Raw genomic sequence first — 21,205 nt, 5'->3', positions numbered from 1 at the left:
AAACCGGACCGCCGCCCGCGTCGGAGTTCAGGAGATGACGGAGGCCATCCGGGACGGCGATGCCCAGACCGCCTTGCGCAGTGCCCGTCGGCGCTCCCTGTAGGGTTCCAAAAGCTCCGGATGTGCGCTGACCTGGGTGTTCGCTGCGTGACGCGAGCTTCTGCAGGTGGTGTCCCGGCATTCGTGGATGAGGCCGTCGAGGATGTCGTGGCGGTGGATCCGCTGGGCTGGGGACGGGATGACGTCCGGGTTGTCGGCGGGGGCGCGAAATTGCAGGGCCCGGTGGGGCCGTCCGCGGTTGTAGTGCTTGGCGTACTCGGCGAGGACGTTGCTCTTGCCGAATACCTTATCCATGCTGGTCAGGCCGGACGCGCGTACTCGTGCAGGGTGCCGCCGAGCCGCGCGCGTCGTCGTATGTCGAGGCGCGCGATCCGCTCTGGATCGTGGATTGGTTCGGGCAACGGACGCAGAGGGCGGGCGTTCGCGAGGTCCTGGTGCGGTCTGTGCTCGTTGTAGAAAATCTCGAACTCGCGCAGGGCGTGAAGGAGATGGCGCTGGTCCCAGATCAGTGTCCGCTCCAGCAGTTCTCGGCGGCAGGTCTGCACTCACCGCTCCATGATCGAATTCATGCGGGGCATCCGGATGCCGCTGAGGACGATCTCGATGCCGGCGTCCTAGAGGACCGCATCGAACAGCTGGGGGAACTTCCCGTCCCGGTCCCTGATCAGGTAGCGGGCTCGACAGTCGGCGTCCTCGAGGTCCATGACAAGATTTCTTGCGGCCTGGTCACCGGGGAGGCGGTCGGGTGCGCGGTCGCGCCCAGGATCCGTATGCGCCGGTTCGTGTGCTCGATCACCGCGAGCACGTACAGCCGTGCTCCGGTCAGGGTGACCGTTTCGAAGAAGTCGCACGCCAGCAGTGCGTCGGCTTGGGAACGCAGGAAGCCCGCCCAGGTACTCGAGGCTCGCTCGGGCGCTGGGTCGATGCCCGCGTCCTTGAGGATCTCCCAGACGGTGGACGCCGCCACCTTCACCCCGAGGACGAGCAGTTCGCCGTGCAGGCGCCGATAACTCTAGTTCGGGTTCTCCCTGGCCAGACGCAGTACCAGTGCTCGGATGGAATGCACGGTACGCGGCCGGCCGCCTCGCTTCCATGGCGCTCAGACACCCGCGACAGCTACTCCCACCTGCATGGATGAGGTATTCGGCAAGAGCAAGGTGTAGATGGCCGGATGGCGACCGGCACGACTCAAGATCAGCGATCAAGCCTGCCACCTGCGCGGATGATGTATCGGCACCCGCACGCATACCGGCCGGACCGGTGTACGTCACGGCCGGGTGACGCTTGCCGCGGTCGCCGTCCGGCTCGCCGCGAGGGTGGCAACTGCCCGCGCTGCCGGATTCGTTGACGAGCGCATTGCTGCTCTGTAACTTCCTTTCAGTTACTTGTTGTAATTTTTCATCAGGCTATGGCCATTCAACTAGACCATCGCCGCAATTTTCCGCGCAGGTGTGGCCGCCAACGCACCGAGTTCGTCAACCCTCGCATCCCTATCCCACCCCCCAAGGAGCCGAGGACGAGGATGAGAACCACCGGAAGATCCTCCGCGCTGCCCGCGTCAGGCCGGCAGCGAACCGCCGTCGTCGCAGTGCTCAGCATGCTGGCCGCACTGCTGGCAGTGCTGCAGGCCGGACCCGCCCACGCCGCCGGGACCGACCTGGCAGCGGGCAAGACCATGAGCGCCGGCAGCTACACCCAGACCTACACGCCGGCCAACGCCAACGACGGTAACCAGTCCACCTACTGGGAGAGCGCCAACAACGCCTTCCCACAGTGGCTGCAGGTCGACCTGGGCGCGACCACCAGCGTCAACCAGCTCGTGCTGCAGGTGCCGGTGGCCAACTGGCCCGCCCGGACCCAGACGCTGTCGGTCCAGGGCAGCACCGACGGCAGCAACTTCACGACCATCGTGGCGTCCGCTCCGTACACGTTCGATCCGGCCACCAACAGCACGGTCACCATCAACTTCGCGGCGACCGGCACCCGTTACCTGCGGACGCTGATCACGGCCAACACCGGATGGCCGGCGGCCCAGATCTCCGGGTTCCAGGTGTACGGGCCGAGCACCGCCGACACCACGCCCCCCACCGCACCCGGCACCCTGACCTACACCCAGCCGCAAGCCGGTCGGATCGCCCTGTCGTGGGGAGCGTCGACCGACAACGTCGGCGTCACCGCCTACGACGTCTACCGCAACGGCGCGCTGGCCGTCAGCGTCGGCGGCACCACCTTGACCTGGACCGACTCCCAGCCGGCCACGGCGACGGTGTCGTACTACGTCAAGGCGCGCGACGCCGCCGGCAACGTCTCGCCCGCCGGCAACACCGTCACCCGCACCGGCACCGGCGGCAGCGGCACCAACCTGGCGCTGCACAAGCCGGTCACCAGTACCCCGTACACGTACATCTACGCCCCGGCGAACGCGAACGACGGCGACCTCACCACGTACTTCGAGGGCTCCTCGTACCCGAGCCGGCTCACCGTGCAACTCGGCGCGAACGCCGACGTCACCTCCGTCGTGGTCAAGCTGAACCCGGCCTCGGCCTGGTCCACCCGCACCCAGACCATCCAGGTGCTCGGCCGTGAGCAGAGCGCGACGGACTTCACCAGCATCTCGGCCGCGCAGACGTACACCTTCGACCCCGGCACCGGCAACACCGTCACCATCCCGGTGAGCGCCACGGTCGCGGACGTCGAGCTGAGCATCACCAGCAACAGCGGAGCCACCGGTGGCCAGGTCGGCGAGCTCCAGGTGATCGGCACTCCGGCCCCGAACCCCGACCTGACAGTCTCCGCGTCCTCGTGGTCCCCGTCCGCCCCGGTGGAGACCGACTCGGTCACCGCGTCTGCCACGGTCGCCAACGTGGGCACCGCGGCCTCTCCGGCCTCCAACGTCAACTTCTACCTGGGCAGCACCAAGGTAGGCACCGCCCCCGTCGGCGCGCTGGCGGCCGGCGCCTCCGCCAGGGTGTCCGCGGTGATCGGCACGCAGGCGGCCGGTTCGTACCAGCTCACCGCCAAGGTGGACGAGGCAAAGAGCTTCATCGAGTTGGGCTACGACAACAACGCCTACACCAACCCGAACAACCTCGTCGTCGCGCCGGTACAGAGCTCGGACCTGGTCGGAACCGTGGACTGGACCCCGAACAACCCCTCGGCGGGCAACACCGTCAAGTTCTCGGTGACGCTGAGGAACCAGGGCACGGTCGCCTCGGGCAGCGGTTCCCACGGCGTCACGCTCACCCTGCTCGACAGCACCGGCAAGACGCTCACCACCCTCACCGGCTCCTACACCGGCACGATCGCCGCCGGCGCCGCCGCTCCCGCGGTGAACCTGGGCAGCTGGACGGCCGTCAACGGCAAGTACACGGTGCACACCGTGATCGCGGTCGACTCCAACGAGCTGTCGGTCAAGCAGGCCAACAACACCAGTGACATATCGCTGTTCGTCGGCCGCGGCGCCAACATGCCCTATGACGTCTACCAGGGCGAGGACGGCCAGATCGGCGGCGGCGCCGCCGTGGTCGGCCCCAACCGCACCATCGGCGACCTGGCCGGCGAGGCGTCCGGGCGCAAGGCCGTCACCCTGAACAGCACCGGCGCCTACGTCCAGTGGACCACCCGGGCCAGCACCAACACCCTGGTGACCCGCTTCTCCATTCCGGACGCCCCCGGCGGCGGCGGTGACACGGCCACCCTGAACGTCTATGTCGACGGCACCTTCCGGCAGACCATCACGCTGAACTCCAAGTTCGCCTGGCTGTACGGCGCGGAGACTGGCCCGGGCAACAACCCCAGCGCCGGATCGCCGCGTCACATCTACGACGAGGCGCACGTGATGCTCGACCAGACGGTGCCCCAGGGCAGCGTCATCAAGCTGCAGAAGGACTCGTCCAACACCTCGCAGTACGCGATCGACTACATCAACACCGAGCAGGTCGCCCCGGTCGCCAACCCGGACCCGAACGCCTACCTCACCCCGGCCGGCTTCGGCCAGCAGGACGTGCAGAAGGCGCTCGACACCGTCCGCCAGGACACCACGGGCAAGCTCGTCGGCGTCTACCTGCCCGCCGGGCAGTACCAGACCACCGGCAAGTTCAACGTCTACGGCAAGGCCGTCAAGGTGGTAGGCGCAGGACCCTGGTACACCCAGTTCAACTCCCCCACCACGTCGGACAACTCGGACGTCGGCTGGTCGGTGCAGAGCAGCGCCAACGGCTCCACTTTCCGGGGCTTCGGCTGGTTCGGCAACTACACCTCCCGCATCGACGGGCCCGGCAAGGTCTTCGACCTGACCGACGTCTCCAACATCACCGTCGACGACGTCTGGATCGAGCACCAGGTGTGCGCCATCTGGGGCACCCACGTGAACGGGCTGAAGGCGACGAACATGCGGATCCGCGACACCTTCGCGGACGGCATCAACCTCACCAACGGCAGCCAGGACAACCTGGTGAGCAACAACGAGGCCCGGTCGACCGGCGACGACAGCTTCGCGCTGTTCGCGGCCCAGGACCACAACTCCTCGGACCTGACCAACAACACCTTCCAGAACCTGACCGCGCTGACCCCGTGGCGGGCGGCGGGTGTCGCCGTCTACGGCGGTGAGAACAACACCCTGCAGAACCTGTACGTGGCCGACACGCTGACCTATGCGGGCATCACCATCAGCTCGCTGAACTTCGGCTATCCCTTCCAGGGATTCGGCACCCAGCCGACCACCATCCAGAACGTCTCGCTGGTGCGCGACGGTGGTCACTTCTGGGGCGGCCAGGTGTTCCCCGCGATCTGGCTGTTCTCCGCGACTCAGCCGTTCCAGGGGATCCGGGTGAACGACACCGACATCGTCGACCCGACGTACGCCGGCATCATGTTCCAAACCGACTACGTCAACGGCACGGCGCTCAACCCGATCAAGGACACCGTCTTCACCAACACGTCCATCACCGGGGCACAGCAGAGCGGAGACGCCTACGACGCCAAGTCCGGCTATGGCATCTGGGCCAATCCGATGCCCGAATCGGGACAGGGCCCGGCCGTGGGCTCGGCGACGTTCAACCACCTGACCCAGACCAACAACCACATCGACATCTACAACCCGACCACGACCTTCACCATCAACGTCAATCCCTGACGGCAACGCGTCATCCGACGAGGACTCCGTCAGTAGTCGTCCAGAACCAGCTCCGTGCAGGATCCCCGGGGGCCGGCCCACAACCGCGTGGGCCGGCCCCCGGGCCATTGTGCACAGCGCCTTCTTTCAACGCTCTGAGTAATATTTTCTTTATCAGATCGGAATCTTGCGGCGTCCCGCCATGCTCTGTACGGTCGGGGCGCCGGTCCCCCCACATTCCCTGAAGGAGCATCCAATGCGTGAGATCCCAAGGCCCTTACGCGGCACGGGGCTCGTCCCGCGCCTGGCTGTGGCCCTTGTCGCCGCGCTTGGCATGGTGTGGATGTCCTTCGCGCCGGCCGGTGCAGCCTCCCGCACCGCGGCTGCCCCACCGTCGTCGGCCGCCGACGTGGCGCCCGCCGCGAGCACAGCGGCGGGCGCCACCACTCCGTTCACCACCTATGAGGCCGAGGCCGGCACCCTGGGCGGGGGTGCCGGCAGGGTGTCGCTGACCTCGGCGCCGACGACGCAGTACTCGAGCGCTGCACTCGAGGCGTCCGGGCACGCGTACGTCCACCTCGGTGCCACCGGTCAGTCGGTGCAGTGGACGAACAACACGGGCCAACCCATCAGCTTCATCAACGTCCGGGCCAGCATTCCCGACTTCTCGTCGGGCGGCGGCACCACCGGCACGCTGAACCTGTACGTCAACGGCACCTTCCGGCAGGCGTTGAACCTCAACTCCAAGCAGACCTGGGTGTACGAGGGCAACAACAACTACAACACCAGCGACAACCAGAACCCGGCGGACGGCTCTCCGCGGGTGTTCTTCGACGAGTCGCACACCTTCGTCGCCGGCACGCCCATCGCCCCCGGCAGCACCTTCTCGCTGCAGAAGGACTCCTCGAACAGCGCGTCGTTCTACGATGTCGACGCCATCGACGTGGAGAACCCGCCGGCACCGGTCGCCCAACCCGCCAACTCGATCTCCATCACCAGTTGCGGCGCGGTGTCCGACGACAACCTGACCAACGGGTCCGCCGACACCCAGTCGGTGGACAGCACCGCCGCCATCCAGAACTGCATCAACCAGGCGCAGTCCCAGGGAAAGATCCTCTGGATTCCGCAGGGCACCTTCTACGTGAAGGGCACCACCGGCCTGCGCGCGCAGGGCATCATCATCGCCGGGGCCGGGATGTGGTACACCACGATCTACCGTGACGTGCCGGTGCCCAACAGCACCCCCCTGGCGGCGCTGTTCTCCCTGACCTCGTGCACCGTACAGAACTTCCACATCGACGCCAACGCCGTCAGCCGCGGCACCGTCGGCGGCGACGGTGGCGCCATGGACACCACCGGCACCAACTGGGTGGCCGACGGCATCTGGACCCAGCACACCATGTCCGGCTTCTGGGCCTCGGGTACCGGCGGAAAGGTGCAGAACAGCCGCCTGACCTCGATCTGGGCCGACGGGATCAACCTGAACAACGTGGCGCTCGACGCGAACACCGGAAACGACCTGACCGCCACGAACAACTTTGTGCGCGGCACCGGTGACGACGCGATGGCGATCAACTCGGTCAACTACAACACCAGCGGCAGCACGACGACCTACTACAACCCGATGACCAACATCACCTTCACCAACAACACCGCGATCGCGCCGTGGGGCGGCAAGGGCATCGGGATCTACGGCGGAAGCGGCCACCAGGTCAGCAACAACTACATCAGCGACACCGCGCGGTACATCGGCCTGGGCGCCGGCCGCTTCGGCGTCAACGGCAACGACCTGCTGTCCGCGACCGTGGCCGACAACGTCGTCGTCAGGTCGGGCGGCAACGCCTACAGCCAGGGCCAGCCGGCGCTGCACATCGGCAACGGCGGCGACGGCCAGAACACCGGCGTCGTCGACCACGTCACCGTGACCGGCAACACCGTGTCCGACTCCCTCTACGACGCGATCGGCTTCTCCACCTCGACCAACACGCTGCTGCAGAACAACACGATCACCAACCCCGGTCGCAACGCAGTGGTGATCGCACCGCCGTACTACCCGGCGCCCAGCGGATCCGCCACGATCACCGGAAACACCCTCACCGGACTGCACTCGGGGAACGCCGCGTTCACCAACAACTCCAGCGGCTTCACCGCGACGGTGAACAACAACAGCTGGCAGAACCCCGCGCCCGAGGGTCCCTACAGCGGCACTCCCGCCGCAGTGCCGGGCACCGTGCAGGCGGAGAACTACGACACCGGCGGTCAGGGCGTCGCCTACAACGTCACCTCGGTCAACGGCAACGGCACTGCCTACCGCTCCGACGGCGTCGACCTGGAGACCACCTCCGACACCGGCGGCGGCTACAACCTCGGCTGGACCAGCAGAGGGCAGTGGTTCCGCTACACCGTGGACGTCGCCACGGCCGGCACCTACACCGTCAGCCTGAGGACCGCGGCTCCCGCCGCCGTGACCGGCGCGTTGCACCTGTCCGACGCATCCGGAACCAACCTCAGCGGAGCGGTCGACGTCCCCGCCACCGGCGGCTGGCAGACCTGGACCACGGTTACCGCCGACGTCACACTCCCGGCCGGTCGGCAGGTCCTCACGCTCAACCAGGACAACGGCGGCTGGAACCTCAACCACCTCACCTTCGCCGCGGCGAGCGGCTCCCCGTCGGCTACGGTGTCGGTCTCGTCGGCCTCGCTGACCTTCGCCGGCCAGACGCTGCACACCACCAGCGCCGCGCAGACGGTCACGGTGACCAACACCGGCACGGCGACGGCGACGGTCTCCGGCGTCACCGTCTCCGGTGACTACGCCCAGACCAACACCTGCGGCACCTCCATTGCCGCCGGGGCCTCCTGCTCGGTCAGCGTCACCTTCACGCCGACCGCCTCCGGCACCCGCACCGGCACGCTCACCATCAACAGCAACGCCTCCAACAGCCCCACCACCGTGGCGCTGTCCGGCACCGGCGCCACCACCAGCACCAACCTGGCCGCCGGCAAGGCCACCAGCGAGTCCAGCCACACCCAGACGTACGCCGCGTCGAACGTCACCGACGGCAACCAGTCCACCTACTGGGAAAGCGCCAACAACGCCTTCCCGCAATGGGTCCAGGTCGACCTCGGCTCCGCCCAGAGCGCGTCCCGCGTCGTCCTTCAGCTGCCCGCCGGCTGGGGCGCCCGTACCCAGACGTTGTCCCTGCTCGCGAGCACTGACAACTCCACCTTCACCACGGTCAAGGCGTCGGCGAGCTACACCTTCGACCCGTCCGGCAGCAACACCGTCACGATTACCTTCCCCGCCACCGCCCAGCGCTACTTCCGGGTGAACATTACGGCGAACACCGGGTGGCCGGCCGGACAGATCTCGGAGTTCCAGGTCTGGAACTCCTGACCTGACCGGTACCTCACCGGTACGTCCCTGATGGTGCCTGCGCCTGCCGAAAACCTCATCCGCCCAGTTCAGGCCGAATGTTGGTACTCGTGGAGGATGCCGCCGAGTCGGTGGCTCCGTCGTATCTCGAACAGCCCAAGCGCAGCAGCTGCAGCAGCTTGTCGAAGATGATCCGGTCGCTGATGCGCCGACGATGGCAGACGAGCGGATGGTCCGGGTGGAACGCCGGCCGATCTGGCAGCAGCGCCGCGAATCGGTCCCAGAGTGGTTCGGTCAGCCATGATGGCAGCGCGGGCACAGGCCCCCTTGGTGATCACAGAGCGTCTCAACCACATGATCGCTATGACCTGTGCCCGTCAGGCCGTCCATCGGCCCGTCCACCCAGGCGCCGACCTTCTCGTGCTCGATCCACACGTTGGACACGGTGGAGTTGCTCATCGCGCCGCCGATGCCGTTCACCTGCGCGCCGTCGTTGCGGTCCTGGACGTCATCGAAGATCGCGAAGTTCTCCAGGTGCACGCCGGTGCTCGGCGACGGCGCGGAGTTGCCGTAGAAGCCCGGCGCCGACCCGGTGACCGTCGAGTACCACATGCCGGCGCCGGCGATCGTCACGTTGTTCACCGCGATGTGGCCTGGGATCTTGTACGTGCTCGGCGGGATCCACACTGTCTCACCGGCGCCTGCGGCGCTGATGGCCGAGTTGAAGGCGCTGGTCGAGTCGTTGACTCCCGTCGCGTCCGCGCCCTTGCTGGTCACCGACACCGAGCCGGCCGGCTGCGTCAGCGGGGCACCGACCTGCTCGAAGTCGGCGAAGTCGATGGTGTAGGACGATGCGGTGTCCTCGGGGTCCACCTGTAGCGTGAAGGTGGTCCCGGCCGGATAGGTCTGCGTGAAGAGGGGATGGGCCTCGTCGAAGAAGTGGTGCGGGTTGCTGCCTGGGCTGTTGGTGAAGGGGTAGCTGCCGTAGAACCAGCTGTATGCGTTGGTCAGGGTGAAGTTGCTCTGCTTGGTGCCGTTGATGTTCAGGGACAGCGGCGCGTTGTAGACCGTCCCGTTCGAGCTGTCCGGGATGCTGTACCGGAAGTTGATCGAGTTCGGGCCACCGGGGTGGTGAAGGTGACGTACTTGCCCGCCCGCTGCAGCGTCACGGCCTTGCGGTAGGAGGCTTCGTCGGCCAGCTGGCCCTGGGTGTAGCTGGGACCGATGGCGCTGCCGTTGGTGGCGGCGTTCTCCGGCTGGACCTCGACATAGGGCAGGGCGGCACCGTTGCCGCCGGTGGCGGCGGCCCATGCCGAGGACGCCGTCAGGAGGACGCCCGTGGCGACCAGCAGTGCGGTACTGCCGCCTAGGGCGACCGCGCGTCTGAGTGTGCGGAGGGACTGTAACAAGGGTTGCTCCTTGGGACCGAAGCCGGCGTGAGGCGTGCCGCCGTCGGGTGGGGTGCCCGAGGTCAGGTGCCCTTGGGCACGACGCAGCGCTTCGCCGGCCCTTCGTGGCCGGGCAAGGTGGAGCAGGTACGAACAGGTGGAGAGGGAGATCCGATCACAGGCGGCGGCGCGTGCAGCACCGTATTGGCTCGGACAGACACGAGCAATATTCGGACCAAGCCTTGTTTCAAACTTACTTTTTCTTGTAAGTTCTCGAACTCGAGCATCGTGGTCGCGTCGGCATATGGAGAAGGCCTGCGCCCCTGGGTGGGGCGCCTCTGTCCCCGGCGTCGGATCGTCCCCCCGGGGTGGAGCCTTCTTGCCGTGGCTGTCCCGACGTTCTTGCTGCAAAGACTGACGAATTTTTACGCAGAGCTGTAAGTGGATTGCGGATCATGCCTTAGGGTTGAGCCATGACACGACGACTTGCCGAGGTGGCCAGGAAAGTCGGGGTCAGCGAGGCGACGGTCAGCCGGGTGCTCAACGGCAAGCCCGGTGTCTCCGAGCAGACCCGCGAGGCCGTGCTGACCGCCCTGGACGTGCTCGGCTACGAGCGTCCCACCCAGCTGCGGGGCGAGCGCTCGAGGCTGGTCGGGCTGGTCCTGCCGGAGCTGCAGAACCCCATCTTCCCCGCCTTCGCCGAGGTGGTCAGCAGTGCACTGGCGCAGCAGGGCTTCACGCCGGTGCTGTGCACGCAGACGGCGGGCGGTGTCTCCGAAGCCGACTACGTGGAACTGCTGCTCCAGCAGCAGGTCTCGGGCGTGATCTTCTTCGGTGGCTTGTACGCCCAGGCCGAGTCCCCGCACGAGCACTACGAGCGGCTGTACCGCCGCGGTCTGCCGACGGTGCTGATGAACGCCGCCATACCCGACCTGGACTTCCCGCAGGTCAGTTGTGACGACGCGGTCGCGGTGGAACAGGGCGCCGGGCACTTGCTGTCGCTGGGCCACCGGCGGATCGGCCTGGTGCTCGGCCCGCCCGATCACATGCCGTCGCGGCGCAAGCTGGCGGCGGCTCGCACGGTACTGGAGAGGGCCGGGCTGGAGCTCGAGGAGGCGGACGTCGCACACGCGCTGTTCTCCCTCGAGGGTGGCCAGGCCGCGGCTGCGCGCCTGCTGCAGCGCGGTGTCACCGGCATCATCTGCGCCTCGGACCCGCTGGCCCTGGGGGCGGTGCGCGCTGCCCGCAGGCGCCGGCTCGATGTGCCTCGGGATGTGTCGATCATCGGCTACGACGATTCCTCCTTCATGACCTGCACCGATCCGCCGCTGACCACCATCCGTCAGCCCATCGAGGCGATGGGTCGCGCCGCCGTGAAGCTGCTCGTGGGAGAGCTGGCCGGCGCCAAGGTCACCCACGACGAGCTGCTCTTCGAGCCGGAGCTCGTGGTGCGCGGATCGACCGGTCTGGCATGGAAAGATCCCAGCCACTGACGGAGGGCCAACTCGCAGCGCCGGCAAGGGCCGTACCCCTATGGGGTGCGGCCCTTGCGTTGTTCGTGGCTCGCCGCATCACGGTTCCGCGTTGACTTCTTGCAAAATACCGTCGAGATATTGCGGTGCCGACGGGTCGGTGCTTAAGTGAGGTGCGCCACATCCCACGCACTCCCGCCCATGAAGGGGTCTCCTACCCATGCGCAGATCCGCAGCGCTGCTGATCGCCGGCGCTCTCACCCTGTCCGCTGCCGCCTGTTCCAGCTCCTCCACCGGCGGTGACAAGCCGACCAACGGCAAGGTCACGATCTCCATCGACTGCGCCCCGCCGAAAAGCCGCCCAACGCAGCGCAAGCAGTGGGCCGACGACATCGCGGCCTTCGAGAAGCTGCACCCGAACATCACGGTGAAGAGCATCGACACGTTCCCGTGCGAGACCCCTGAACTGTTCACGGCCGCGCTCAAGGGCGGCACTCAGCCCAACGTCTTCTACACCTACTTCACGGACAAGCAGCAGGTCCTGGACGCCGGCCAGGCGGCCGACATCACGAAGTACGTCACCTCTGAGAACCTGCCGGTCAAGGACGACATCATGTCCTCGGTGTGGGACACCCAGAAGGCCGACGGGAAGATCTACGGCATTCCGCGCACCAACTACACCATGGGCATGATCATCAACCGGAAGCTCTTCCAGCAGGCCGGACTCAACCCCGACCAGCCCCCGCAGACCTGGGCCGAGGTCGCGGCCGACGCCAAGAAGATCGCCGCCCTGGGCAAGGGCATCGCGGGCTACGGCGACTACAGCGCGGGAAACAACGGCGGCTGGCACTTCACCGCCGAGATCTACGCCCAGGGCGGCCGGATGGTGAGCGACGACGGCACCAAGGCGGCCTTCAACAACCCCCAGGGCCTGGCCGTGCTGCAGAACCTGCACAAGCTCCGCTTCAACGACAACGTCATGGGCACCACCCAGCTCTACAAGTGGGGCGACCTCCAGAAGCAGATGGCCGCGGGCAAGTTGGGGATGTACATCGCCGCCCCTGACGACATCACCTACATGGTGCAGAGCCTCGGCGCCCACTACGAGGACTTCGGCATGGGCCCGATCCCCGGCCAGAACGGACCCGGCGTCGGCAGCCTCACCGGCGGCGACAACTACATGTTCAACGTCAAGGACACCCCCGAGCAGATCAAGGCCGGGATCCAGTTGCTCAGCTACCTCTGGCTGACGGAGGGCCAGGGCCAGCAGTACAACTACCCCCGCTCCAAGGCCTCCGGCCAGGCGGTCGGACTGCCCCAGCCGCAGCTGTTCCAGGGCGCCACCGCCGCCAAGGACACCCAGCTCAAGGCCGCCAACGCCACCATGTCGGTGAAGGCCTTCGAGCCCTTCGTGAAGGCCAACGTCACCGGCGTCACCGAGCCCGCCAACGCCCAGGCCATCTACAAGATCCTCGACACCACGATGGCGTCCACGCTGACGAACTCCAACGCCGACCTGCAGAAGCTGCTGGACACCGCTGAGCAGCAGGTCAACCAGGTCCTCGCCAACGCCCAGTAGCCGCAAGGGGCGCCAGGCCCCGGGACGAGCAGCCTCCCAAGGAGATCGACGATGGCGGTCGCGACCGCATCCTCCGGAACCGACTCGCCGCCCGCCACGGCGGCTGGTCGGGCCGGGGCACTGCGCACATCCGTACGGCGCAACCTCGCCGCACACGGCTTCCTGATCGGCGCGGTGCTCTGCTTCGCCTGCTTCCAGTGGTATCCCATGGTCCGCGAAGTGATCATGAGCTTCCAGAAGGCGAAGGCGGGCAGGACCACCTGGGTCGGCCTGCACAACCTCAACCAGATCGTGAACGACCCCAGCTTCTGGCCGGCCTGGCGGAACACAGCCCAGTTCACCGGACTGGCCCTGCTGTTCGGCTTCGCGCTGCCGTTCGTCACGGCCGTGGTGATGAACGAACTGCGGCACGCGCGCGGCTACCTGAGGATCCTGGTGTACCTCCCGGTGATGCTCCCGCCGGTGTCCTCACTGCTGCTGTTCAAGTACCTGTACAACCCCGAATACGGGCTGATCAACCGGTCACTGCAGCTGCTGCACCTGCCCACCTCCGGCTGGCTGCAGTCCCCGGACACGGCGATGCTCGCCGTCGTCATCGCCTCCACCTGGATGAACATGGGCAGCGCCACGCTGATCTACCTGGCGGCGCTGCAGAACATACCCGGTGAGCTCTACGAGGCCGCCGAACTGGACGGAGCCGGACTGCTGCGGCGCGTCTGGCACGTGACGATCCCGCAGACCCGGCTCATCCTCTCGCTGATGCTGATGCTTCAGATCGTCGCCACCATGCAGGTCTTCGTCGAGCCCTTCATCCTCACCAACGGCGGCCAGGGGGTGGAGGGTTCGACCACCACCGTCGTCTACCTGATCTACCAGTACGCCTTCAACTTCTCCAACTACGGCGCCGCCTGCGCCCTCGGGCTGCTCCTGCTGCTGGTGCTCGCCGGGTTCTCGGTGATCTACGTGCGACTCAACCGGAGGCTGGAGTCATGAGCGACACCCGCACCTTGGTCAATCCGGCCCAGCTCAACCGCACGCTCTACCAGGTGACGCTGATCCTGATCGTCGTCGCCTTCACGCTGGTCTTCCTGGGCCCCCTCTACCTGCTTGTGTCGGGCGGGCTCAAGGACACCACCGAGTCCATCCAGACCCCGCCCACCTTCTACCCGCACCACATCGAGGCCTCCAACTACAGCGACGCGTGGACTCGCCTCAACATCGCCCACCTGCTGTTCAACACGCTCTGGTACGCCTTCGGGGCGCTCGCCTTCCAGCTCGTCCTGGACGTCGCCGCGGCCTACTCGCTGTCCAAACTACGGCCGGTGCTGGGCAACGCGATCCTCGGCCTGATGCTGGCTACCCTGATGATCCCGGCCATGGTGCTGGTCGTCCCGCAGTACCTGACGGTGCTGGACCTGCCGCTGATCCACCAGAACCTGCTCAACTCCCCCTGGGCGATCTGGCTCCCGTCGGTGGCCAACGCCTTCAACATCTACCTGCTGAAGCGCTTCTTCGACTCGGTGCCCCAGGAACTGCTCGATTCCGCCGCCATCGACGGCGCCGGACCGCTGCGCACACTGCTCTCCATCGTGCTGCCCATGTCCCGGCCGATCATCGGCGTGGTGTCCATCTTCGCCCTGGTCAACGTGTGGAAGGACTTCCTCTGGCCGCTGCTGGCCGAGCCCGACCCGACCAGGCAGACGCTCAACGCCGGCATCTACTCGCTCTCACTGGGCGTGCCGGAGAACGTGCTGATCGCCGCCTCGGCCATCTCCGCCGTGCCGACGGTGATCTTCTTCCTGATCTTCCAACGCAACATCATGTCCGGGCTCACCGCCGGCAGCCTCAAGGGCTGACACCATCTCCCGAGGAGACTTCTACCGTGCACCAACCCCACGAGTGGTGGCGTGGCGCCGCGATCTACCAGATCTACGTACGCAGCTTCGCCGACGCGGACGGCGACGGGGTGGGCGACCTGGCGGGCGTCCGGTCCCGGTTGCCGTATCTCGCCGAACTAGGTGTCGACGCGCTCTGGTTCACCCCCTGGTACGCCTCACCGATGGCCGACGGCGGCTACGACGTGGCCGACTACCGGGCCATCCACCCGGCCTTCGGCAGCCTGGGGGAGGCCGAGAAGCTGATCGCCGAGGCACTGGCGTCGGGTATCCGCACCATCGTCGACATCGTCCCCAACCACGTCTCCGACCGGCACCGCTGGTTCCAGGACGCGCTCGCCGCAGGCCCCGGCTCGCCGGAGCGCGATCGGTTCTGGTTCCGTGAGGGCCGAGGCGAGCGGGGTGAACTTCCTCCCAACAACTGGATGTCGCAGTTCGGTGGCAGCGCCTGGACCCGCGTCCCGGACGGCCAGTGGTACCTGCACCGCTTCGCCTCCGCCCAGCCCGACCTGAACTGGCAGCACCCCGAGGTGCGCCGGGAGCACGAGGAGGTGCTGCGTTTCTGGTTCGACCGGGGCGCGGCCGGAGTCCGCATCGACTCCGCCGCCGAGGTCATCAAGGACCCGGCGCTTCCCGACCTGGTGGACGGCGCGGACCCGCACCCCTACCTGGACCGCGACGAGATCCACGACGTGTACCGGGACTGGCGCAAGGTCGCCGAGTCCTACACCCCGCCACGCGCCCTGATCGGCGAGGTCTGGCTGCCCGACCCCGAGCGCTTCGCCCGCTACCTGCGCCCCGACGAACTCCACACAGCCTTCAACTTCGGCTTCCTCACCTGCCCTTGGGACGCCGCGCGGCTGCGCGAGGCAATCACGACCACGCTGGCCGTGCACTCGCCCGTCGGCGCGCCCGCCACCTGGGTGCTGGCCAACCACGACGTGACCCGGACCGTCACCCGCTACGGGCGTGCCGACACCGGCTTCGACTTCGCGGCCAAAGCCCACGACACCCCCACCGACCTCGCACTGGGCACCCGGCGCGCCCGGGCGGCAGCGCTGCTGAGCCTGGCCCTGCCCGGCTCCGTCTACCTCTACCAGGGCGAGGAGCTCGGCCTGCCCGAGGTCGAGGACCTGCCGCACTCGGTCATCGAAGACCCGATGTTCCACCGCACCGGAGGAGCCGACCCCGGCCGGGACGGCTGCCGCGTGCCGCTGCCGTGGAGCGGCGACGCCCCGCCGTTCGGCTTCGGCCCCGAGGGCACTCAGCCCTGGCTGCCCCAGCCTCGCCACTGGTCGGCGATGACGGCGGAGCAGCAGGCGGCGGACCGGGACAGCATGCTGAGGCTGTACCGCACGGCGCTGCGCCTGCGCCGGAGCGAGACCGCACTCGGCGACGGGCAGATGACCTGGCTTCCCAGCGGCCCCCAGGTCCTCTCCTTCACCCGCGACGCCGGCTTCGGCTGCGTCGTCAACCTGGGCCCGGAGCCGGCACCGCTGCCACCGCACCGGCAGGTCCTGCTGAGTAGCGCACCGCTGACGGACGGGCAACTGCCCACCGATACCGCGGTCTGGCTGCGCCTGCCCTGACCCGGACGCGGCACCGACCGCACCCGGGCCGCGCCGCTCCTGGAGGTGAGCGGCGCGGCCCGCCCCTTCCCACGGCTTCCGCGAGGATCCATCGCCCTCCACCACAGAATCGAGGCGCAGTGAACCGCACAAGCAGACGTGCCGGCGCGCGGCGAAGAGCTGCCGCAGCCCTGGCGGCCGTGACAGCGACGGTCGGCCTCACCGCCGTGCCGGCCGGCGATGCCGCGGCGGCCGGTGCCGCCAAGGAGACCCAGGCTGCGCCGGTGACCCGCGCCGGGCTCGACCCCGCCCTGGTCGCCGGTCGCGGAGCCGACCTCGGCTTCCTGGAGCAGGAGGCGGAGCACGCCCCGACCGACGGCACCGTCATCGGGCCGGGTCGCACCGCGTACACGCTTGCCGCCGAGGCTTCAGGCCGCAGTGCGGTCAGTCTCGCGCCCGGCCAGTACGTCGAGTTCACGCTGCCGCGTGCCGCCAACGCCATCACCGTGCGCTACAGCATCCCGGACGCCCCGACCGGCGGCGGGATCACCGCCCCGCTCGACGTCAGCGTGAACGGACGCCACCGCAGCACCATGACGCTGACCTCGCAGTACGCCTGGCTGTACAACCTGTATCCCTTCACCAACGACCCCACCGCCGACGTGCTGCACCCCGACTGGTGGATCACCGAGTGCGGCTGCGTCCCCAACGCCACCACCCCGGCGCCGGTGATTCCCAAGCCGTTCCGGCCGAACCACTTCTACGACGAGCAGCGGCTGCTGCTCGGCCGTACCTATCCGGCCGGTGCACACATGCGGCTGCGCGTGCCGCAGCGCAGCGAGGCCGCGACCACCGTGATCGACCTGATGGACTCCCAACTCGTCGCTCCGCCGAAGGCGGACCCATCCGCGGCCAACGTGCTGGCCTTCGGAGCGGACCCCAGCGGACGGCGTGACTCCGCCGACGCTGTCGACAAGGCCATCGCCTTCGCCAGACGAGCACACCGGAAGGTCTACATCCCCCCGGGGACGTACCAGGTCAGCCGCCACATCATCGTCGACGACATCACGATCGAAGGCGCCGGCAGCTGGTACACGATCATCAAGGGCCACCAGGTCACCCTCGCGGCACCCGCCCCGGACGGCTCGGTCCACACCGGCGTCGGCTTCTACGGCAAGGACGCTGCGACGGGCGGCAGCCACCACGTGCACCTGTCGGGCTTCGCCATCGAGGGCGACGTGCGCGAACGGATCGACACCGATCAGGTGAACGGCATCGGCGGGGCACTGAGCGACTCGACCATCGAGGGCCTGTACATCCACCACACCAAGGTGGGCATGTGGTTCGACGGACCCATGAGCAACCTGCGGATCACCGGCAACCAGATCGCTGACCAGATCGCCGACGGCATCAACTTCCACACCGGAGTGACCGACTCCCTCGTCTCCAACAACTTCATCCGGAACACCGGCGACGACGGGCTGGCCATGTGGTCGGAGAAGACGGAGGACGCGGGCGACGTCTTCGACCACAACACCGTGCAGACCCCGGTGCTGGCCAACGGCATCGCGCTGTACGGCGGAACGGACAACACCGTCTCCGGCAACCTCGTCGCGGACCCCATCCGGGAGGGCAGCGGTATCCAGGTCGGCTCCCGTTTCGGCGCCGAAGCCTTCACCGGCCACCTGTGGATCACCGACAACACCACGGTGCGTGCCGGCACCTACGAGCTCAACTGGAACATCGGGCTCGGGGCGATCTGGTTCTACGCCCTGGAGAAGGACATCAGCGCGGACGTCGAGGTGGTGGGCGACTCCTTCCTCGACAACACCTACAACGCGGTGATGTTCGTCGCCGACTGGCCGGTCAAGGACAAGTACTCGATCACCAACGTGCACTTCAAGGACATCAAGGTCGACGGTACGGGCACGTCCGTGGTCAGCGCCCGCGCCGCGGGGTCGGCCAGTTTCGAGGACGTGCAGGCCCGCAACGTCGGCGCGGTGAGCGTCAACAACTGCGGGTCCTTCCACTTCACCCCTGCCGGTTCGGAGTTCTCCGTCTCCGACCGCGGCGGCAACGGGTCCTGGCTCGTCCCGTGGGAACTGCCCAACACCATCACCTGCGACGACCGGCCTGCGGTGGTGCCCCCACCGGCACCCAGCCCCTGGCCGTAGGAGTCCAGAGGATCCCATGTGATGGTCACCTGCCCGGGTCTCCAGGCTCCGGGGGTCGGGGCGGCCGGCTGCGAGACCCTGGACCGCCCGTACGACTCGGCCCGGGTCCGTCACCGGCTCGCCGAGTCGCTGCCGGCCCGGGGCGGCGGCGAGGACGCGCGTGAGCGGGTTCCCGGTGGGTCGGCCCGAGGAGGCCGCCCGAAGGCCACCGGCTGCGGGGGGCGGGTGGCCTTCGGGGGCGGTCTCAGGCCGTCGGTGCGGATCGGCCCGACCGGGTCAGTAGGGCGTGATGCCGTAACCGAGGGGGAAGAGGGGCGTTTTGCCGTCGCCACTGTTGATGGGCTCGTCGGTGACCGCCGTGGGCCAGGTGACTGGAAGCTTGCCGGAGAAACCCGCGCCGAAGAGAGCGTCGGTGATCCCCGCGCCTTCCGTGCCGGGCAGCCAGGCAGCGATGAACGCCTGCGCCTTCGGGAGTTGGTTGCCGATGATCAGTGGGCGCCCGGAGTAGAGGATCGCGATGCAGGTCTTCACGCGTGAGCAGATGTCGCTGAGCTGGGTGGAGTTGTCGTTGCCGAAGGCGAGGGTGGAGGAGTCCCCCTTGCCTTCCGCGTACGGGGTCTCGCCGCCCACCCAGATGCCGACATCCGCGCTGTAGTTGCCCTTGGTGCGGGTGCCGACGTTCTGCAGGGTGATGCCGGTGCCGGCGGTGGTTTGCTGGAGTGCCTGCCAGAAGGTGGTGCCCGTGGTGTGCGTGCCGCTGGAGCCCTGCCAGCTGATCGACCAGCCGCCGGTCTGGTTGCCGAGGTCGTTGGCCGATTTCCCGCCCACCACGATCTTGTACGTGCCGGTCTTCGGCAGCGGCAGCGCGCTGCTGTCGTTCTTCAGCAGGGTCAGCGACTCGCGGACCGCCTGCCGGGCGACGTCCCGGTGGGCCTGCGAACCGACCTGCGGGGTGTAACTGCGATCGGTGTAAGGGCGGTCGAACAGGTCGAGCGCGAACTTGGCGTTGAGGATACGGGTCACCGCGTCGTCGACCCGCGACTGCGGGATCTTGCCGTTGTTCACGTCGGTGACGATGGCGTTGATGGTGCCCACGTAGTCGTCCGGCACCATGATCATGTCGAGACCGGCGTTGACGGCGTGCGCGACCTGGTCGGCGTACGTGGCGTCAGGGAGCTGCTTGATGCCTGCCCAGTCGCTGACCACGAAGCCGGAGAAGCCGAGTTCGGTCTTGAGGACGTCGGTGATCAGGTACTTGTCGCCGTGCATCTTGGTGCCGTTCCAACTGCTGTACGACACCATGACCGACCCCACGCCCGCCGTGATCGCCGACTGGTAGGGCGGCAGGTGGACGGCGCGCAGCTCGCTCTCGCTGATCTGCGTGTTGCCCTGGTCGATGAGGTAGCCGCTGCTGCCGGTGCCGTAGGTGGTGCCGCCGTCGCCGATGTAGTGCTTGGCCGTGGCCAGGACCGAGGTCGGGCCGATCGCAGTGCCCTGGAAACCTGTGACGGCCGCCGAGGCGAGCGGTGAGACGACCGACGGGTCCTCACCGTAACTCTCGTACGTGCGGCCCCAGCGGTCGTCGCGGGCGACGCACACGCAGGGTGCGAAGGACCAGCGGATCCCGGTACCCAGGACTTCCTGGCGGGTGATGTCCTCGACGCGCTGGACGAGCGCCGCGTCGCGGGTGGCCCCCATGCCGATGTGGTGGGGGAACAGGGTGGCGCCCTGTACGTTGTTGTGGCCGTGGACGGCATCCACGCCGTACAGCAGCGGTATCCCGAGCCGGCTGCTGAGGGCGTAGCTCTGATAGCTGTCGACCATGTCGGCCCACTGGGTGGCGGTGCCGCCCGCGCCGTTCGGGCCGCCGCCTCCGCCGCTGAGCACCGAGCCGAGGCCGTATGTGGCGATGTCCTGCTTGTTGACGATGTAGGAGTTGGCGGCCTGCGTCATCTGCCCGGCCTTCTCGGCCAGCGTCATCTTGGACAGGCAGTCCGCGGTGGACGTGCAGCCCGCGGCGGCATGCGCGGCGGGTGGGGTGGGCGCGGCCGTGAGCAGGCCGGCGGTGAGGACGAGAAGCGCGCTGAGCAGGAGAGCACGGCGGTGTGGCGTCCGGCCGGCTCCCCGTAGGGCGGGAAGCGTCACCTTGCTGGTCTCCGTCCCGGGAAGACGTCAGGGAACGTTCAGAACTCGTACAGACGTTGTCGCTCACCGGCATGCCCGCGTCAATAACTTCGACCGTCTCGTCCTCGCGGGAAAGGTCTTTTGGGTGTAGCTCGTCTGTAGGGATTGGCCCGTGATCGTGTGTGCGCTACTCGGATCGGCGGCGGATTGCTGAGGGGAGGCGCTGCATGCCGACCACGTGGCCGCCCGTCCCGATGACGAGCCTGTGGGGCGCCAAAAGGCCCGCACATGTGCTGATCTTGGCGTTCACCTCCCGGCCGCGATCTTCGTCAGGTGGTGTCGCGGGACTCGTGGGTCGACGGTCTCCCGGGCCTCCTTCGGTGCTTGCTGTAGTCCCAGTTGCGCGCGACCAGTCTGCGGTGCCATGCCAGCAGCGTCGCGGGCGTCACCGGGAAG

General features: G+C 67.8%; 11 protein-coding genes and 3 pseudogenes. 8 read left to right on the top strand and 6 right to left on the bottom strand.

The features are described 5' to 3' along the window. Positions 1-27: 27 nt before the first annotated feature. Positions 28-354 carry a hypothetical protein gene (locus ACFYXB_RS37415; RefSeq protein WP_389589460.1) on the bottom strand — a complete coding sequence of 109 codons (327 nt, stop codon included), beginning with the start codon at positions 352-354 and terminating at the stop codon, positions 28-30. Positions 355-359: 5 nt separating this feature from the next. Then, positions 360-1,150 (bottom strand): annotated as a pseudogene (locus tag ACFYXB_RS37410) (integrase core domain-containing protein); the annotation flags it as partial. A 432-nt stretch (positions 1,151-1,582) separates the two neighbouring features. Between ACFYXB_RS37410 and ACFYXB_RS37405 the strand changes: the two are divergent. Beyond that, positions 1,583-5,194 (top strand): discoidin domain-containing protein, encoded by a 3,612-nt coding sequence (locus ACFYXB_RS37405; RefSeq protein WP_389589459.1) that lies wholly within the window; start codon positions 1,583-1,585, stop codon positions 5,192-5,194. Positions 5,195-5,429: 235 nt separating this feature from the next. Further along, positions 5,430-8,570, top strand: a complete 3,141-nt coding sequence (locus ACFYXB_RS37400) for a discoidin domain-containing protein (RefSeq protein ID WP_389589458.1) — start codon at positions 5,430-5,432, stop codon at positions 8,568-8,570. A gap of 159 nt (positions 8,571-8,729) precedes the next feature. Here ACFYXB_RS37400 and ACFYXB_RS37395 read toward each other — a convergent pair. The 3 genes and pseudogenes from ACFYXB_RS37395 to ACFYXB_RS37385 form a co-directional block, all read right to left on the bottom strand. Beyond that, a pseudogene (locus ACFYXB_RS37395) lies at positions 8,730-8,868 on the bottom strand (IS5/IS1182 family transposase); the annotation flags it as partial. After that, on the bottom strand, positions 8,844-9,422 hold the full coding sequence (locus ACFYXB_RS37390) for a glycosyl hydrolase family 28-related protein (RefSeq protein ID WP_389589488.1): 579 nt from the start codon (positions 9,420-9,422) through the stop codon (positions 8,844-8,846). The pseudogene ACFYXB_RS37395 and the gene ACFYXB_RS37390, both read right to left, overlap by 25 nt. Beyond that, a pseudogene (locus tag ACFYXB_RS37385) lies at positions 9,423-9,958 on the bottom strand (coagulation factor 5/8 type domain-containing protein); the annotation flags it as partial. Between the two features lie 452 nt (positions 9,959-10,410). On the opposite strand from ACFYXB_RS37385, the gene ACFYXB_RS37380 reads away from it, so the two are divergent. The 6 genes from ACFYXB_RS37380 to ACFYXB_RS37355 all read left to right on the top strand — a co-directional run bounded on the left by ACFYXB_RS37380 (position 10,411) and on the right by ACFYXB_RS37355 (position 18,625). After that, positions 10,411-11,430, top strand: a complete 1,020-nt coding sequence (locus ACFYXB_RS37380; RefSeq protein WP_389589457.1) for a LacI family DNA-binding transcriptional regulator — start codon at positions 10,411-10,413, stop codon at positions 11,428-11,430. Positions 11,431-11,629: 199 nt separating this feature from the next. Beyond that, the gene (locus ACFYXB_RS37375; RefSeq protein WP_389589456.1) at positions 11,630-12,988 is read left to right on the top strand and encodes an extracellular solute-binding protein; all 1,359 of its coding nucleotides are present in this window, start codon (positions 11,630-11,632) and stop codon (positions 12,986-12,988) included. A 51-nt stretch (positions 12,989-13,039) separates the two neighbouring features. Further along, a complete protein-coding gene (locus ACFYXB_RS37370) occupies positions 13,040-13,981 on the top strand; it encodes a sugar ABC transporter permease (RefSeq protein WP_351365565.1) in 942 nt (313 codons plus the stop codon). Then, positions 13,978-14,844 (top strand): carbohydrate ABC transporter permease, encoded by an 867-nt coding sequence (locus ACFYXB_RS37365; RefSeq protein WP_351365568.1) that lies wholly within the window; start codon positions 13,978-13,980, stop codon positions 14,842-14,844. The genes ACFYXB_RS37370 and ACFYXB_RS37365 overlap by 4 nt, the downstream gene beginning before the upstream one ends. 26 nt (positions 14,845-14,870) lie before the next feature. Then, complete coding sequence (locus ACFYXB_RS37360) at positions 14,871-16,472, top strand: glycoside hydrolase family 13 protein (RefSeq protein ID WP_389589455.1); 1,602 nt, start codon at positions 14,871-14,873, stop codon at positions 16,470-16,472. Between the two features lie 170 nt (positions 16,473-16,642). Continuing rightward, entirely contained in the window at positions 16,643-18,625 is a 1,983-nt protein-coding gene (locus ACFYXB_RS37355; RefSeq protein WP_388507226.1) for a glycosyl hydrolase family 28-related protein, read from the top strand. A 276-nt stretch (positions 18,626-18,901) separates the two neighbouring features. Here the strand turns inward: ACFYXB_RS37355 and ACFYXB_RS37350 are convergent, their stop codons facing one another. After that, positions 18,902-20,770, bottom strand: a complete 1,869-nt coding sequence (locus ACFYXB_RS37350; RefSeq protein ID WP_389589454.1) for a glycoside hydrolase family 3 protein — start codon at positions 20,768-20,770, stop codon at positions 18,902-18,904. Positions 20,771-21,205 lie beyond the last annotated feature (435 nt).

The organism is Streptomyces sp. NPDC002619 (assembly GCF_042889305.1).
Taxonomy (GTDB): domain Bacteria; phylum Actinomycetota; class Actinomycetes; order Streptomycetales; family Streptomycetaceae; genus Streptomyces.
The sequence above is the reverse complement of the archived record's forward strand: the minus strand, read 5'-3'. Positions and strand labels throughout refer to the sequence as shown.

Excerpts from the sequence above, each read along its gene's own strand:
- ACFYXB_RS37370 (WP_351365565.1), top strand. The coding sequence starts at position 13,040 with ATGGCGGTCGCGACCGCATCCTCCGGAACCGACTCGCCGCCCGCCACG.
- ACFYXB_RS37380 (WP_389589457.1), top strand. The coding sequence starts at position 10,411 with ATGACACGACGACTTGCCGAGGTGGCCAGGAAAGTCGGGGTCAGCGAG.
- ACFYXB_RS37365 (WP_351365568.1), top strand. The coding sequence starts at position 13,978 with ATGAGCGACACCCGCACCTTGGTCAATCCGGCCCAGCTCAACCGCACG.
- ACFYXB_RS37415 (WP_389589460.1), bottom strand. The coding sequence starts at position 354 with ATGGATAAGGTATTCGGCAAGAGCAACGTCCTCGCCGAGTACGCCAAG.
- ACFYXB_RS37405 (WP_389589459.1), top strand. The coding sequence starts at position 1,583 with ATGAGAACCACCGGAAGATCCTCCGCGCTGCCCGCGTCAGGCCGGCAG.
- ACFYXB_RS37400 (WP_389589458.1), top strand. The coding sequence starts at position 5,430 with ATGCGTGAGATCCCAAGGCCCTTACGCGGCACGGGGCTCGTCCCGCGC.
- ACFYXB_RS37375 (WP_389589456.1), top strand. The coding sequence starts at position 11,630 with ATGCGCAGATCCGCAGCGCTGCTGATCGCCGGCGCTCTCACCCTGTCC.